The 15,280-nt window shown below is 69.6% G+C and carries 12 protein-coding genes, 6 tRNA genes and 1 pseudogene; 8 read left to right on the forward strand and 11 right to left on the reverse strand.

All coding sequences use genetic code 11. The features are described 5' to 3' along the window. Positions 1-30: 30 nt before the first annotated feature. From IEZ08_RS17415 to IEZ08_RS17430, 4 genes are all read right to left on the reverse strand, one after another. The gene (locus tag IEZ08_RS17415) at positions 31-1,188 is read right to left on the reverse strand and encodes a glycosyltransferase family 4 protein (RefSeq protein WP_068920452.1); all 1,158 of its coding nucleotides are present in this window, start codon (positions 1,186-1,188) and stop codon (positions 31-33) included. After that, positions 1,185-2,060 (reverse strand): sulfotransferase family protein, encoded by an 876-nt coding sequence (locus IEZ08_RS17420; protein ID WP_189242498.1) that lies wholly within the window; start codon positions 2,058-2,060, stop codon positions 1,185-1,187. The genes IEZ08_RS17415 and IEZ08_RS17420 overlap by 4 nt, the downstream gene beginning before the upstream one ends. Before the next feature lie 148 nt (positions 2,061-2,208). Next, positions 2,209-3,615, reverse strand: a complete 1,407-nt coding sequence (locus tag IEZ08_RS17425; RefSeq protein WP_203863154.1) for an MFS transporter — start codon at positions 3,613-3,615, stop codon at positions 2,209-2,211. Positions 3,616-3,729: 114 nt separating this feature from the next. Next, complete coding sequence (locus IEZ08_RS17430; protein ID WP_176728333.1) at positions 3,730-4,686, reverse strand: helix-turn-helix transcriptional regulator; 957 nt, start codon at positions 4,684-4,686, stop codon at positions 3,730-3,732. A gap of 90 nt (positions 4,687-4,776) precedes the next feature. Here IEZ08_RS17430 and IEZ08_RS17435 point away from each other — a divergent pair, with 90 nt between their 5' ends. The 7 genes and pseudogenes from IEZ08_RS17435 (at position 4,777) to IEZ08_RS17465 (ending at position 6,834) form a co-directional block, all read left to right on the forward strand. Next, positions 4,777-5,640, forward strand: coding sequence for an SDR family oxidoreductase (locus tag IEZ08_RS17435; RefSeq protein ID WP_068920450.1), 864 nt, complete (start codon positions 4,777-4,779; stop codon positions 5,638-5,640). 496 nt (positions 5,641-6,136) lie between these two features. Further along, a pseudogene (locus IEZ08_RS17440) lies at positions 6,137-6,215 on the forward strand. A gap of 83 nt (positions 6,216-6,298) precedes the next feature. Beyond that, positions 6,299-6,369, forward strand: a tRNA-Ala gene (locus IEZ08_RS17445). Positions 6,370-6,409: 40 nt separating this feature from the next. Beyond that, positions 6,410-6,483 (forward strand) — tRNA-Pro (locus tag IEZ08_RS17450). Positions 6,484-6,496: 13 nt separating this feature from the next. Continuing rightward, positions 6,497-6,568: transfer RNA gene (locus IEZ08_RS17455), tRNA-Gly, on the forward strand. A 119-nt stretch (positions 6,569-6,687) separates the two neighbouring features. Continuing rightward, positions 6,688-6,759 (forward strand) — tRNA-Gly (locus IEZ08_RS17460). A gap of 1 nt (position 6,760) precedes the next feature. Beyond that, positions 6,761-6,834 (forward strand) — tRNA-Leu (locus IEZ08_RS17465). Between the two features lie 76 nt (positions 6,835-6,910). Here the strand turns inward: IEZ08_RS17465 and IEZ08_RS17470 are convergent. The 4 genes from IEZ08_RS17470 to IEZ08_RS17485 all read right to left on the reverse strand — a co-directional run bounded on the left by IEZ08_RS17470 (position 6,911) and on the right by IEZ08_RS17485 (position 10,902). Continuing rightward, on the reverse strand, positions 6,911-7,831 hold the full coding sequence (locus IEZ08_RS17470) for an AEC family transporter (RefSeq protein ID WP_068920449.1): 921 nt from the start codon (positions 7,829-7,831) through the stop codon (positions 6,911-6,913). A gap of 154 nt (positions 7,832-7,985) precedes the next feature. Continuing rightward, complete coding sequence (locus tag IEZ08_RS17475; RefSeq protein WP_203863155.1) at positions 7,986-8,390, reverse strand: VOC family protein; 405 nt, start codon at positions 8,388-8,390, stop codon at positions 7,986-7,988. Positions 8,391-8,494: 104 nt separating this feature from the next. Then, complete coding sequence (locus IEZ08_RS17480; RefSeq protein WP_068920447.1) at positions 8,495-10,387, reverse strand: acyltransferase family protein; 1,893 nt, start codon at positions 10,385-10,387, stop codon at positions 8,495-8,497. Positions 10,388-10,485: 98 nt separating this feature from the next. Continuing rightward, positions 10,486-10,902 (reverse strand): STAS domain-containing protein, encoded by a 417-nt coding sequence (locus IEZ08_RS17485; protein ID WP_068920446.1) that lies wholly within the window; start codon positions 10,900-10,902, stop codon positions 10,486-10,488. Positions 10,903-11,172: 270 nt separating this feature from the next. Here IEZ08_RS17485 and IEZ08_RS17490 point away from each other — a divergent pair, with 270 nt between their 5' ends. Further along, on the forward strand, positions 11,173-11,592 hold the full coding sequence (locus tag IEZ08_RS17490) for an STAS domain-containing protein (RefSeq protein ID WP_084779442.1): 420 nt from the start codon (positions 11,173-11,175) through the stop codon (positions 11,590-11,592). 108 nt (positions 11,593-11,700) lie between these two features. On the opposite strand, the gene IEZ08_RS17495 is transcribed toward IEZ08_RS17490, so the two are convergent. From IEZ08_RS17495 to gyrA, 3 genes are all read right to left on the reverse strand, one after another. Next, positions 11,701-11,774: transfer RNA gene (locus tag IEZ08_RS17495), tRNA-Ile, on the reverse strand. Positions 11,775-11,954: 180 nt separating this feature from the next. Continuing rightward, the gene (locus IEZ08_RS17500) at positions 11,955-12,719 is read right to left on the reverse strand and encodes a DUF3566 domain-containing protein (RefSeq protein ID WP_084780840.1); all 765 of its coding nucleotides are present in this window, start codon (positions 12,717-12,719) and stop codon (positions 11,955-11,957) included. 72 nt (positions 12,720-12,791) lie between these two features. Further along, entirely contained in the window at positions 12,792-15,275 is a 2,484-nt protein-coding gene (gyrA, locus tag IEZ08_RS17505; protein ID WP_068920445.1) for a DNA gyrase subunit A, read from the reverse strand. Positions 15,276-15,280 lie beyond the last annotated feature (5 nt).

Below are 15,280 nucleotides of genomic sequence, written 5' to 3' on the forward strand. Positions count from 1 at the left end.
CGTGCGCGCGCCGTTCATTCCCGGGCCGTCTCAGCCCTCTGGATGCCCCTCCAGCAGCTCGGCGAACAGGTTCTCCCACATCGGCATCACCCTGTCCGGGGCGTACTCCCGCACGGTCTTCAGCGCCGCGGCGCCCATCCTGGTGCGCAGCGCCCGGTCGTCCATGAGCCGGCCCATGGCCGCGGCGAACGCCTCGACGTCGCCGGGCGGCACGAGCAGCCCGTCGACCTCGTGGGTCAGTACGTCGGCGGGTCCCGTCGGGCAGTCGAAGGCCACGACGGGCAACGCGTGGGACATCGCTTCGATCATCACCATGGGCAGTCCCTCGAAGCGGGAGCTGAGGGCGTACAGCGACGCGTCGGCCAGTTCCTCGCCCAGCTTGCTGCTGCGGCCCGGCAGTGCGATGACGTCGGCCATGCCGTGTTCGTCGATGAGCTCCCGCAGCGTGTTCCTCTTCTGGCCGGTGCCGTAGATGTCCAGCCGCCAGCCCGGACGGTCCCGTACGGCCTGCGCGAACGCCGGGATGAGCATGTCGAAGCCCTTCTGCGCGACCAGGCGGCCCGCGGCGACCACACGCCGGTTGTCATGGGTGGAGAGGGGCTGGTCGAGCGTGTTGATCGCGTTGGGGATCCGCACGACAGGTGTCCCGGGCAGCAGTTCCTGGTAGTCCCGGCGGTCGGTTGCGGTCAGGACGACGACCGCGTCGAGTTTGCCGTAGTGGCGGGCGATCTGCCTGCGGACGGGCTCGGGGTGGGTGGCCAGGTTCATGTGCTCCTGGGCGACCCGTACGACGGACGCCGGGGTACGGCGGGCGGAGATGAGGTTCAGCGCCGGGCGGGTGGTCACCAGGATTCCGTCGTCCAGGGAGGAGACGTAGTCGATGACGGCCCGCTCCACACCCTCGGTGAAGTACCCTCCGGCGAACTCCCCCCGGGGGACGATCCGGCCCCGGAGCAGTCTGCGGATCCGGCGGATGGTCGAGTCCGGCGGCGCTCCTTCTCGCTGGTCCACCAGGGCGGTGAGCCTGACGCGCGGGTCGAGGGGGAAGCGCGGCCGGTCGCGGCGCCGTACCACGCTGACGATCTCGACGTCGTGCCCCGCCTCGGTCATCGCCCCGGCCTGGTTGATCACCGTGCGGATCGTGCCTCCCATTCCGTAGGCGTGCAGGAGCATGTAGCGGATCTTCATGACGCCGCCAGGTAGCCCCAGGTCCTGCAGATGGGTTTCAGCGTCTCGGGTATCTCGTCCGGCGCGGGGAGCTCCCGGCCCTGCTGTACGGTGCCCGACCGGATCTTGTCCTTCCAGTCGCCGAGCCCCTTGCTGATGACCGCCTGCTCGCCGTACGAGAGCAGGCCGGGCTCCCACGGGATGTCCAGGAAGTCGCACAGGCGGCGGGTCTCCGCCTCCGGATGGGCGGTCAGGTCCTCGTAGCGGATGGTCAGCCCGGACAGCGCCGCGCGGGCCCGCTCGACCGCCTTCATGTAGCGCAGGGCGTCCAGCGCGGCCTCCTCGGGCGTGCGCTTGTCCGGGCTGGCCTCGTGCCAGGAGGTCGCGATGGAGGCCGGGTGGCGGAGCAGGAAGACGAAGCGGGCGTCGGGCCAGCAGGTGGCGATGCGGCGGAAGGCGAAGGCGTTGGCCGGGGTCTTGTCCACGATGAAGGACTTGCCGCTGCGGACGAGTTCCCGATGGAGTACCCGGTCCCACAGGAGGTGTTCGAGGTCGGCCTGGTTGTGGCCGAGCGCTTCCATGGCCCTGCGCGCCAGCGTGGTGCCGAAGCCCACGGTCAGCCGGCGTACGTGCAGCTCGTGCGGGGCGTGCAGCATGGAGTGGGCGCCCAGCATCGCCCGCAGCAGCGTGGATCCCGACCGGACGGGAGAGAGAATGAAGATCGGCGCCCGTAGCAGCCGGTCGGCCTGCGGGTCCGCGGGCGGCCGGACGAGTTCCTCACTCGCGGTCGCGGGTGCGGGTGCCCGTCCGTCTTTCACCGGGGTCCCCGCCCGGGTGAGCCGGAATCCGGTGAATTTGACCAGAGCGTCGTTGACTGTCCGCTGCCAGTTCATGCCGAGGCAGGCTACCCAGCTTTCCTGGCAGTTCACTGAAGGTTCATACCAGCCGGCTCACAGGAAACATTCATGTACGGCTTGGCTCAAGAAAGCCGAGAGTTAACGACCTAAATATGGTGAAAAGGGCGTCATAAATCGAAGAGCATCAGGAAGCCACCGCTTCCCGCGCGGGCTCCGGAGCCCGCAACCCCCGCACCCCCGGGGAGAGCAGCGCGGCGAGACACGAGAGCAGTACGATCGCGGCGCAACCGATCAGCGCGGGTTCCGGGCCGACGAGGATCGCGACCGGTCCGGCCACCAGCAGCCCGATCGGGCCGAACATCAGCGAGCCCAGCGCGTCGTAGGAGCTCACCCGGGACAGGGCCTCGGCCGGGATCTCACGCTGCATGGTGGTGCTCCACAGGATGCCGAAGATGTCGAAGCAGACGCCCAGCACGGCCGCCCCGATGACGATCATCCAGAGTGGGGCCTTCAGCCCGAGCAGCAGGTACGGCAGGGCCGACGGGATCAGGACGAGCGTGGCGACCAGGATGGGGCGCCGGGGCCGCAGCCGCAACGCGACGAAGACACCGGCGATCATGCCGACCGCCTCGCCCGTCAGGATCGCCGTCCAGGCGCCCGCTCCGCCCAGGCTCTCCTTGGCCACCAGCGGACCGAGGACGCCGTGGGCGGCCTGCACGGCCATCACCAGGACGGAGAACTGGGCGACGACCACCCAGAGCCACTGCCGGGAGATGAACTCTCGCCAGCCCTCACGCAGGTCGGCCATGACCGAGTGACGCCCCGGCCCGTCCTCCGGCAGGCCGCTCCGGTCCGCGTCCGGCAGGTCACTCCGGTCCGCGTCCGGCAGGACACCCTGACCCGCATCCGGCAGGTCACTCCGGTCCGCATCCGGCAGGTCACTCCGGTCCGCATCCGGCAGGACACTCCGGTCCGCGTCCGCCGCGGCGCGCTCCAGCCGGGTGAGGCGCATCATCGCCACGAGGACCGCCGCCACGGTGAACATGGCTGCGCTGACGGCCAGGGCCCAGCCGCCGCCGATCAGGACCACCGTGGCGCCGCCCGCGACGAGCCCCGTGATGCGCGACATGTTCTCCCCCAGCCGCAGCAGGCCGTTGGCGGTCTGGAGACGGTCGGCGGGGACGACGTCGGGGATGATGCCGGTCAACGTGGGATAGAGGATCGCCGTCGCGATGCCGGCTGCCGCCGCGGCGATCACCAGCGCGGGCAGCGGCGTCCACCCGGTGAGCAGCATCGCGGCGAGGCAGAAGAACGCCACCGCGTTCAGCGCCTCGCCGCCCATCATCACGCGGTTCCTGGGCAGGCGGTCCGCGATCACCCCGCCGACGAGCATGAAGGCCACGGTGGGAAGCGCCTCGGCGGCGAGCACCACCGACAACGTCGTGGCCGTCGCCCCGGGCAGCCCGAGGACGCCGAAGGCCAGGGCCACGGGGGCGAAGGAGATTCCCAGCGTCGAGATGGTCCGGGCCGCCATCAGCAGGGAGAAGCTCCTGTCGCGGAACATGGCGAGATCACGACGGTAGCTGTGCACCGGAAGGCTCCTTCGGGGGATCGCGAAGAGCACCATCCTGCCGGTTTTCCGCCTGTATGTCGCGTCAATAAGCCGCGGTGAGCAGCGTGGAAGCACGGTCAACCGGAGGCGCGGTCAACCGGAGGCACGCAGGAAGAGCTCCCCCGTCGCGCGCAGACGGTCGCGGAACTCGGACGGCTGGACGACCTCGAACTCCGCACCCAGAGCCGCGAGGATGAAAATCGGCCAGTCAAAGTCCTCGGTGCCGATCCGGAGCCGGCACGTCCGGCCGCCGGCCGCCTCGACCGTCCCTCCCGTGACGGCCACGATCTTCTCCACCTCGGCGACGTCCGCCCGCACCTCCACCACGACCTCGCGTTGCGGCGTCTGTGCGGTGATCCGGGAACGGACGAACTCGGCCGCGTCGCCGCCGGGAATCTCTCGGGGCCGGAACCGCGCCCCGGTGACGGCCGGCTCGTCCAGCCGGTCGACCCGGAAGGCACGCCAGTCGTGCTGCTCGGTGTCCCAGGCGAGGACGTACCAGCGACGCCGGAGAGAGACGAGCCGGTGCGGGTCGACCAGCCGGGTGGTCGGCACGCCCGCCCGGTCGATGTAGGAGAACCGCAGGCGCTCGTTGTCCCGGCAGGCCTGCGCGATCACCGTCAGCACGGCCGCGCCGACCTTCGGCCCATTGCGGGCGGGCGGCCGGGAGGTGGCGGAGTGGAGCGCGTCGACCCGGCGGCGCAGCCGGGGCGGCATCACCTGAACGATCTTCGCCAGTGCCTGCACCGACGTCTCCTCGATGCCCTCCACGGCGCCGTCGGCCGCCGCCCGCAGGCCGATGGCGATGGCCACCGCCTCCTCGTCGTCGAGCAGCAGCGGGGGCATGGCCGTACCGGAGCGCAGTTGGTAACCGCCTGCGACACCGCGGCTGGCGGCGACCGGATAACCCAGCTCGCGCAACCGGTCGATGTCACGGCGCAGCGTGCGCTCGCTCACCTCCAGCCGGGTGGCCAGTTCCGCGCCCGGCCAGTAGCGGTGTGTCTGCAGCAGGGACAACAACCGCAGGATCCGCGCGCTCGTGTTCGCCATGGATCCAGACTCGATTCTCTTCAGGTCAGAAAGTGGCCGGAATCAAATCTAGCGTGGTCTTCCGCAGGCACCGCGGAGAAGGGAAGGGACATGAAGATCCTGGTCACCGGGGCGACGGGGTTCGTCGGACGGAACGTGGTCGAGCAGCTTCTCCGCGCCGGGGCGGAGGTGCGCGCGCTGACCCGGGACCCGGCGAGGGCGGACCTGCCCGGGGCGGCGGAGGTCGTGCGGGGCGATCTGACCGATCCCGCGACGGTCGCCCCCGCGATGGAGGGTGTCACGGCGATGTACCTCTTCCCCGTCGAGGAGACCGCGCGCGAGGTCGTCGCGCTGGCCGGGCGGGCCGGGATCCGGCGCATCGTGGACCTGTCCGCCGCGTCCGTCACCGCCGGACTGCACACCAACCCGGTGGAGCAGGCCGTGGAGGAGTCGGGACTGCAGTGGACCCACGTACGGCCCTGCGGGTTCATGGCCAACATGCTGCAGCTCTGGGCGCCGTCCGTCCGCGCCGAGCGCGTCGTGCGCTACCCCTTCGCGGACGAGCCGATGAACCTCGTCCACGAGGCCGACATCGCCGCCGTCGCCGTCGCCGCGCTGCTGGAGGACGGCCACCACGGCGCGGCGTACACGCTCACCGGGCCGGCGCTGGTCACGGTGCGCGAGCAGGTCCGGGCCATCGGCGAGGCCCTGGGTGAGGAGGTCCGCTACGAGGAGGTCACCCGCGAACGGGCCCGCGAGCTCATGAAGGCCCAGGGCGGCTTCGCCGCCGAGAGCGCCGACCTGATGCTGGGCTTCGTCGACTACGGCGGCCAGGCGGCCTCGGGCGCCGACGGCTACGCCGACCAGGACTGGTCGGCACTGATGCGGCCCTGGCCCGACGTGGAGAGGGTCACCGGCCGCCCCGCGCGCACCTACGCGGAGTGGGCCCGCGACCACGCCGACGACTTCCGCTGACGGCCGAGGACCTCTGCCGGCGCCCCGGCCGGTACACCTGCGAGGACGAGCCGGGCACCGACGCCGAGAGCGGCCGCGAGAACCCGGACACGGATGAAAGGCCCCGTACGGCATTCCGTGCGGGACCTTTTTCCGGGCGGCACAGGCGTCGCCCCGGCGGCACCGGTTGACGGAAAAAGGCACTCCGCGACAACGGCGGATCGGGGGAATGGTTTATCGGAAAACCCCTTGGCATCCCGGCCGGGCTAATCTACTCTTTCGAATACAGAGACCGGACAGATCGACGGACCAGCCGGAGGGACCAGCCATGAACGCGTTCGCAGCCGCCGCGCTCCCGTGGTGCGGCTCCCGCACGCGGCGCGTCCCCGGCGTCGGCGACCTGGGGCCCCCTGGGGCGGCCATGTGACCCATCCCTGCATGGTCGCCGCCCCGGGAAGCCTCCCGACGGGCGGCTTCGTCGTTCCGGGGAGAAATCCGTGCACGGGCGGAATCGACACGGGCGTGCGTCACGGGTGGCGACCGGCCTTTCAAGGACGCGAGCCGGATGCATGCGGGCTCGAATCCCGCCGCCCGCACGAATACCCATTCATGCCCGCGTGAAGGATAACCGGGCACACGAGTTCGACAATTCCACAGTGGAAATAAATTGTTTTTCCTCGGGCTGATGGTGAAACGGGATCACGCCTGCCTTGCAAGCAGGAGTTCAGGGTTCGATTCCCTGTCTGTCCACGAGGCACCTCGCACGCGGCGACCGTGCCGCGTGACCTTCCCGGGTGTGGGGTAGTTCGGTGGCCCGTCTGCCTTGGGAGCAGAAGATCGCAGGTTCGAATCCTGCCACTCGGACCGAGGTGCCCATGCCGCAGAAGCCGAACCGGTAAGGCAGCTGGCTTCCACCCAGCAGGACGGGGTTCGAGTCCCCGCTGCGGCTCTGCCCTGAAAGGAGAGGGCACGGGACGGAGACTCGGCGGCGGGAGTGGCGACCCCCGCCCGGTCCACGCCCCACTCGCGTCCGTACGGCCCACGCCATCCGGACCGGACGCGTATTCCGTGGGTGAAGTGTCAGCGGAAGCACACGACCGTGCCAAGGTCGGAGGACGGGTTCGAGTCCCGTCGCCCACTCGCCGCTCTGGCCCAACGGGGAGAGGCGCCGCGTTCAGGGCGCGGAGGATCCGGGTTCGAATCCCGGGAGCGGCACGGCGGTACGGCGGTGCAACGGCACGGCCGCACGGGAAACGACGGGAGGCGGCGGGAGGCGACGGAGAGCGCCCGGTCACCCGAGCAGGCCGCTGATCGCGGTCATCGTCGGGATGGAGACCAGGGTGCTGACGAGTACGGCGCGGCGGGCGAACCGCTCCGCCGTACCGTAGTGCACCGCGAAGACGTAGATGTTCTGCGCGGTGGGCAGGGCCGCCAGGAGCGTGGCCGCGAACAGGAGCTCGCCGTCGAGCCCGAGGGCGAAACGGCCGACGAGGTAGGCCACCGCCGGTTGCGCGAAGCACTTGAGGATGACGGCCAGGGTGACGTCATGGGCGTGGCCGTTCCCCTCGATCCGCCGGGCGCCGCTCAGGCTCAGGCCGTACGCGATCAGCGCCACCGGCACCGCGGCCGCCGCCACCAGCTCGATCGGGCGCATGAGCATGACCGGCAACCCGACGTCGGTGAGCGCGACCACGAGCCCGAGCACCGTGGCGACGGTGAGCGGGTTGCGCAGCGGGCGCCCGAGCACCGCCCACACGGACGACCCGCCCGAGGTGTCCCGGTCCAGGAGCAGGAACGCCACCGGGGCCATCACCAGGAGCTGGAACAGCAGGATCGGCGCGATGAGGGCGCCGTCGCCGAGCACGTAGATGCAGACGGGGATGCCGAGGTTGCCGGCGTTGACATAGGACGTGGAGAGCGCGCCGATGACCAGCTCCGACCGTCCCCTGCGCCGGGTCAGCGCCGCCACGGCGAGGAACACCGCCTGGACGGACAGCACACCGGCGACGTTCGTCACGAACACCGGCGAGAAGATCGATCCCAGGTCGGCGGCGGCGACCGTGGTGAACAGCAGGGCGGGTGTGGCGATCAGGAAGGTCAGCCGGGAGAGGACCAGCTCGTCCTGGGGGCGCAAGGCGCCGCCCACACCGGCCAGGTACCCGAGAACCGCGACCGCCACCAGTACGGCGAAGGCTCCGACGACCTCCGACATCCCCGATGACTCCGCTCGCACCCGGCCGACGCAACTCCGACAGTCTGCCCCACCCGCCCGGACCGCCGAGCAGCGCCCCCGGACGCTCTCCCGAGCATCGGACGGCCTCCCGAGCGCCGGGGCCTCCCGGACACCCCCGCAGGTGGAGCGGCGATCACCCCTGGGATCGGGGAACGGCGCGCCGTCCTTCGACGCAGAACCGGTTGCCCTCGGGATCGGCGAGCACGACGTACGCCGGCTCTTCGGGCCGCGGGTCCTCCGGATAGTACGGCCAGTCGACGCGCTGCGCGCCCAGCGCCACCAGCCGATCGACCTCCTCGTCGAGGTCGCGGTCTTCCGCGCTGAGGTCGAAATGGATCCGAGGGAACTCCTGGGCGGGGCTCTCGCTCACGTCCATCGCTATCGCGACCCCGGGCGTCCCCGGCGGGGGTTCCAGGACGATCCACTCGTCACCGTCGAAACGCGGCGGGCGCCGTACGTATCCGAGCGCCTGACGCCAGAACTCCGCGGCCCGTACGTCGTCCGTGACGCCCAGCGAGATCTGCGCAATCGTCGTCACGCGTCGAGGCTACCAGGCACCCCAGCCGTGTGATCAAGGAATCCGCGCCGCCGGGAAGGACTCCGCGGGGAAGGACTCCGCCGGGACCCCGGGCAGGTCCCCGGTCATCCCTGGGAGTTCCCCGGCTGTCCCCGAGAGTCCGCCTCCCCGCCCGCGAGCGCCCGGAGCACCTCTTTCTCCAGTGCGGGAGCGAGCGAGCGCATGAACGTCGCCGTGATGTGGCCGTTGTCGGAGTACACCAGCGTGTTGCCGATCACCGCCGGGCAGCGGTCGCCCGGGCAGAACGTGGCGTTGAAATCGGCGACCGTCACGTTGTCGGGTATCGGCCCGGCCGTCGGCATGCGCTCGGCCAGGCTGCGGCTGCGGGGCGCGACGCACGCGGCGGCGCCCTTGGTCTCCACGCACTCGGGCGGATCGAAGCCCATCCGCGGCGTGTCGCGGATGGCCAGGATGTCGATGCCCATGGCGTCGAGCTGCCGCCACCGCTCCAGGTACCCGGCGGGCATGTTCTCGCCGCGTTCCCATTCGCTGGACTCGGTCGCGGTGGTGATCAGCAGATCCGGGTCGATCCTGGGGAGTTCGGCGAGCACGCCCTCCTGCCACTGATCACACAGGGGCTGGGGTTTGCCCTTGTAGAGCTGCACGGTCGTGGACAGGGTGCAGGCACCCTTGGTGATGTTGACGATCTGCCAGCCGTTGTCCTCGCCGAGCAGCTCAAGGGCGGGCAGCCAGTGGGCGGCGTGGGAGTTGCCGACCAGGGCGATGACCTTGTCCGGGTTCTTCGACCCGTAGCGGCAGACGAGGACCTCCGCCTCCTTGAGGTGCTGCGCGCACCCGTCCTTGTACGACCTGGGCCGGTCCTCGGCCGCCACGGCCGGAGCGGGCGTGATCGTGTCGCCCTGCTGCCAGGGCAGGAGGGGCACCACCGCGGCTCCGACGAGCGCGGGCGCCAGCAGGAGCGGTCCCCAGTTGCCCGTCCGGTCCGTCAGCTCGGTCGTCGCCGCGGCCAGGACGAAGCTGGCGACCAGGATCAGCAGGATGCCCTTCCAGCTCGCCGCGGTCCGGTCCGTGGCCACGAGGTAGAAGACGAAGATCGGCCAGTGCCACAGGTAGAGCGCGTAGGAGATGCGGCCGACGTACAGCACCGGGCGGAGCGTCAGCAGCCGGTCCGCGCCGCCCGCCGTACCCGCCACGACGATCGCCGCCGCGGCCAGCGTCGGCCACAGCGCGACGTATCCGGGGAAGCTCGTCGAGACCTGCAGCACCAGCCCGCACGCGACCAGTGCCGCCAGGCCGAGCCAGCCGAGCACCACACGCACGGGTTTCGGCACCTTCAGGAACGGCAGGGCCACGGCGAGCAGCCCGCCCAGCGCCAGCTCCCACAACCTCGCGCCGGTGTCGAAGTAGGCCCAGGCCTGATCGGTTGCCGTCCGGAAGACGGAGTACGCCAGGGAGAGCACGAAGACCGCGGCCATCAGCCCCACGAAGACCCGGAGCTTCCGCCGGGCCATCAGCAGGAGCACCGGCCAGATCACATAGAACTGTCCCTGGATCGCCAGGGACCAGAAGTGCTGCACCGGGCTCACCGCGTTGCCCGCGGACAGGTAGTCCACCGCGGAGAAGGCCAGCTGCCAGTTCTCGTAGTACAGGGCGGAGGCGACGACCTCGGTGATCGTGAGGTCCCAGCGCGTCTTCGGCAGGATCAGCACCATGCCGATCAGCACGCCGAGCAGCGTCAGCCCGGCGGCCGGCAGGAGCCTGAGCACCAGACGCCTGGCGAAGGCCCAGAGCTTGACGTGCTCGTTGCGCAGGAGCGAACCGGTGATCAGGAAGCCGGTGAGCATCAGGAAGACGTCGACTCCGCCCGAGACCCGGCGCGGCCAGATGTGGTAGATCACCACGAGGAGTACGGCTACCGCACGTAACCCGTCGATTTCCAGTCTGCGCTCGGACCTTGCGGTCCGGGGGCGCTGGAGGGCGTGGCGGGCGACTGACATGACGCCACAGAATATGACTCTTTCAACTAACCGGACAAATTTCCGTCAGTTCGGAGACCATTTCGATAGACGCCATTCACACGGTACCCGTCCGCCGTCTACGGCACGGGGCTGAGGGATTCGTTTCCGCGCCGATCTTCCGGTCCGGCCGACGCACGCAGGGCGTCGGCCGTACTGGGGTGGATCTCGAAGACCTTGCGCAGGCCGGTGATGGTCAGGACCCGCGTCATGAGGTCGCCGACGCCGGTGAGTATCAGGCGGGTTCCTCCGGCCTCGCTGCGCTTGAGGGCTCTGACCAGTTCGCTCAGCCCGACCGAGTCGCAGAAGGTCAGGTCCGCCAGGTCCACGATGAGGACGGCGACGTCGGGCAGTTCCCACACTCGGCCCAGTTGCTCCCGCAGGATCGGCGCCGAGCCGATGTCGAGCTCGCCCCCCGCCTGGAGGATGACCGCTTCGCTGTCACGGTGGAGAGCCGCGGTGACGGTGAAGCGGGTGCTCCCCGGCGCGAAGAGCATGCCGAACCTCCAACGTCGTGGCCTGGGCGACAACTGCAGTTACCCTGGGCGCGTAGCTTCTAACACCAGGGTGACACACCGACGGGCCGGTACCGGGCACGAGGTCCCGGACCGGCGATCACTTCCGGCCCCGTACGGTGATCGGCCACCCCGGGGTGGCCGTGAGGTCCGGCCCCTGACTGCGCCGTAGCTGAGGCTCGATTTGTGGATAGTCGGGGCCTTTAATGTGGATATTCCTTACTCTGATGGAGAGAGGAATCCTGATCGGAGATGGGCGAGAACGGGGTCGTGAGCGTAGGGAATGCGGGGCCGGCGGGGGTCCGGTCTCCAGATGATCTGCCCTTCGGTATAGATCTCGATCTGAGCGGCAGACGCGCGGTGGTCCACGTCACCGGAGCGCTGGACATGGCCACGTCCCCATCCCTGCGGGACGCGCTGGAACCCCTGTGGGATGCGGTGCGCGAGGGTTGCGTGATCCTCAACCTGGCCACCATGACCTTCTGCGACTCCACAGGGGTGGGGACGCTGATCGCGGCCTTCAAGGAGTGCCGCGAGCGCGAGGCACGGCTGCTGCTGGCCGCGGTCCCGCTTTTCCTGCTGCGAATGTTGCGCACCACACAACTGATCGCCTTGTTCGAGACCCACACCACGCTGGAGGAGGCATTGGCCGCTTCGGCGGGCAGAGCCTGAACCGGCGGGGACACCTGAACCGGCGGGAGCGCATGAGCCGGCGGCCGTTGCCGTACCCGTTGCAGCAAAAAGCCCCGGAGCGTAATCGCTTCGGGGCGTTTGTCGAGGTGGGGCTACCAGGACTTGAACCTGGGACCTCTTCCTTATCAGGGAAGCGCTCTAACCGACTGAGCTATAGCCCCTCATCGTGCGAGAACGGTATCGCATCCGCGAGGCGGTGGCGAATCCATTCGCTCGGACAGGGAAAAGCTTACCGCGTTCCGGGACCTGCCCGCGCCACGTCCCAGGACCGCCACGTCCCAGGACCGCCGCGTCCCCGGACCGGTACGGCCGGGGACGCGGCGGGCGGGCCGTCACGACGGTTACTCGGCCTCGCTGAAGGTGACCTCGACGCCGCCGACCAGGTCGGAGGCGACGTTGTAGATGACCGCGCCGATGGTCGACAGGGCCGTGACGAGCACCACGTTGACCGCGCCGATCAGGGCGGTGTAGCCGAGGATGCGGACCGGCTCGAACCAGGAGGCGATGTCGAAGGAGATGGCGGAGCCGCTGCCCTCTCCCTGGGTGAACTTGTTCACCGCGTCGGTGATCGAGTCGAAGACGCCCAGGCCGCTCAGCACCATGTAGAGCACCGCGACCGCGACGAACAGCACCACGAAGCACACCAGCGACAACACGAAGCTGAACTTCATGGCCGACCAGGGCTCGATCCGGCGCAGGACCAGGTGGGCCTTGCGCGGCGTCCGCGGCGCCGAGCCGTCCTGCCCCTTCTTGGAACCCAGCTCAGGCGAGGAGGGAGCCGACAGGCCGGCCGGTCCCATCCGGTCCGCGACGACCGGTCCCATCTTGTCCACGGCAGGCTGCGGCGGGGCCGCGGGGGAGGACACCGGACCAGGGGACACCGGACCAGGGGACACCGGACCGGGCGCCCACGCCTTGGCGGTCTCGGCGGACGCGGGGCGGATCCGGATCGTGGAGTCACCCGGCTGGTCGTCCTCGATCGCCTTCACCTTGGACCTGCCCTTGAGTTCGTCGGTCGCCGAGTCGTCAGTCGCCGGCGTGGGAGCGTTACCGTCGTCCGGTGACTCGACCACCTCGACAACATCCGTTTCAGTGGTCTTGTCCATCTTCTCCGTCACCTGCTCGCGTGTCGATGGGGCGGCCGACCGCGGACTCGATCCGGCCTGAGCGCTCACGGGCTACTCCCCTTCCCCGTTTTCCTCGGTCTCCAACGCCTCGGCGTTGCGGGCGAGAGCCACGACGCTGTCCCCCTCGGAGAGATTCATCAGTCGCACCCCCATGGTCTGGCGGCCCGACTGCTTGATCTCACCGGCGCTGGTCCGGATGACCCCGCCGGCGGACGTGATCGCGAAGACCTCGTCCTCCGGCCTGACCATGACCGCGCCGACCAGCCGGCCCCGGGCACTGACGATCTTCGCCGTCAGCACTCCCTTGCCTCCTCGTCCCTGCACAGGGTACTGATCGGCGGGAGTGCGCTTGGCGTAGCCGCCCTCGGTGGCGACCAGGACGTCGTCGCCGTCGGCGATCCGGTTCATCGCGAGGAGCTCGTCCCCTTCGAGGAAACGCATGCCGATCACACCGCTGGTCGCCCGTCCCATCGGCCGCAGGGCCTCGTCGGAGGCGGTGAAGCGGATGGCCTGGGCACCGCGGGAGATCAGCAGGAGGTCGTCCTCCTCCGACACCAGCCGTGCTGCGATCACTTCGTCATCTTCGCGCAGATTGATGGCGATGAGGCCACCTGAGCGCGGCGAGTCGTATTCCGACAGGCGAGTCTTCTTCACCAGGCCGCTCTTGGTGGCCAGCACGAGGTACGGCGCGACGTTGTAGTCACGCAGGTCGAGGACCTCCATGACGACCTCGTCCGGCTGCATGGCCAGCAGGTTCGCCAGGTGCTGGCCGCGGGCGTCGCGACCGGCGTCGGGCAACTCGTAGGCCTTGACCCGGTAGACCCGGCCCTTGTTCGTGAAGAACAGCAGCCAGTGGTGGGTCGTGGTGACGAAGAAGTGGTCGACGATGTCGTCCTGGCGCAGCTGCGCTCCCCGCACCCCCTTGCCGCCGCGCCTCTGCGCCCGGTAGAGGTCGGTGTTGGTGCGCTTGGCGTAACCGCCACGGGTGATCGTGACGACCATGTCCTCCTCGGCCAGCAGGTCCTCGATGGACATGTCGGCCTCGTAGGCGATGATCTCGGTCTTGCGGTCGTCGCCGTACTTCGCCGTGATCTCCGAGAGTTCCTCGAAGACGATCGTGCGCTGCCGCTCGGGCGAGGCGAGGATGGCCTGGTACTCGTTGATCTGGGTCATCAGCGAGTCGTGCTCGTCGGTGATCTGCTGGCGCTCCAGGGCGGCCAGCTTGCGCAGCTGCATGTCGAGGATGGCCTGCGCCTGGACCTGGTCGATCTCCAGCAGCGCCATCAGGCCGCCCTGCGCCTCGGCCGCCGACGGCGAGCGCCGGATCAGGGCGATGACCTCGTCCATCCGCTCCAGCGCCTTGAGCAGGGCACGCAGGATGTGGGCCCGCTCCTCGGCCTTGCGCAGCAGGTAGCGGGTCCGGCGGACCACGACCTCGATCTGGTGGGCGATGTAGTGGCGGACGAACTGGTCGAGCCTGAGCGTCCGCGGCACGCCGTCCACCAGGGCCAGCATGTTCGCGCCGAAGGTGGTCTGGATCTGGGTGTGCTTGTAGAGGTTGTTCAGCACGACCTTGGCGACCGCGTCGCGCTTGAGCACGATCACCAGGCGCTGGCCGACCCGGGAGGAGCTCTCGTCGCGGACGTCGGCGATGCCGCTGATCCGGCCGTCCTTGACCGACTCGGCGATCGACAGCGCGAGGTTGTCCGGGTTGACCATGTACGGCAGCTCGGTGATGACCAGGCACTGGCGGCCCTTGGCGTCCTCCTCGACCTCGACGATCGCCCGCATGGTGATCGAGCCGCGCCCGGTCCGGTAGGCGTCGTCGATGCCGCGGCGGCCGACGATGAGCGCGCCGGTGGGGAAGTCGGGGCCCTTGATCCGCTCGATCAGCGCCTCGAGGAGCTCGTCGTCGGTGGCGTCGGGGTTCTGCAGGGCCCATTTGACGCCCTCGGCCACCTCGCGCAGGTTGTGCGGGGGGATGTTGGTCGCCATGCCGACCGCGATGCCGGCCGACCCGTTGACCAGCAGGTTCGGGAACCGCGACGGCAGGACCAGCGGCTCCTGGGAGCGCCCGTCGTAGTTCGGCTGGAAGTCGACGGTGTCCTTGTCGATGTCACGGATCATCTCCATGGCGATCGGCGCGAGTTTGCACTCGGTGTATCGCATGGCGGCCGGCATGTCGTTGCCGGGCGATCCGAAGTTGCCCTGGCCGTCGACCAGGGTGTAGCGCAGCGCCCAGGGCTGCGCCAGCCGTACCACCGTGCCGTAGATCGAGGAGTCGCCGTGCGGGTGGTAGGAGCCCATGACGTCGCCGACGACGCGGGAGCACTTGAAGTATCCGCGGTCGGGACGGTAACCGCCGTCGTACATCGCGTAGAGCACGCGGCGGTGCACCGGCTTGAGTCCGTCGCGGACGTCGGGCAGCGCGCGGGACACGATGACGGACATCGCGTAGTCCATGTAGCTGCGCTGCATCTCCGACTGGATGTCGACCGGCTCGATGCGCTCGGGCGGAGTGTTCACTTCCGTCACGGGGT

The sequence above is a fragment of the Planobispora rosea genome (assembly GCF_014648175.1).
GTDB lineage: Bacteria > Actinomycetota > Actinomycetes > Streptosporangiales > Streptosporangiaceae > Planobispora > Planobispora rosea.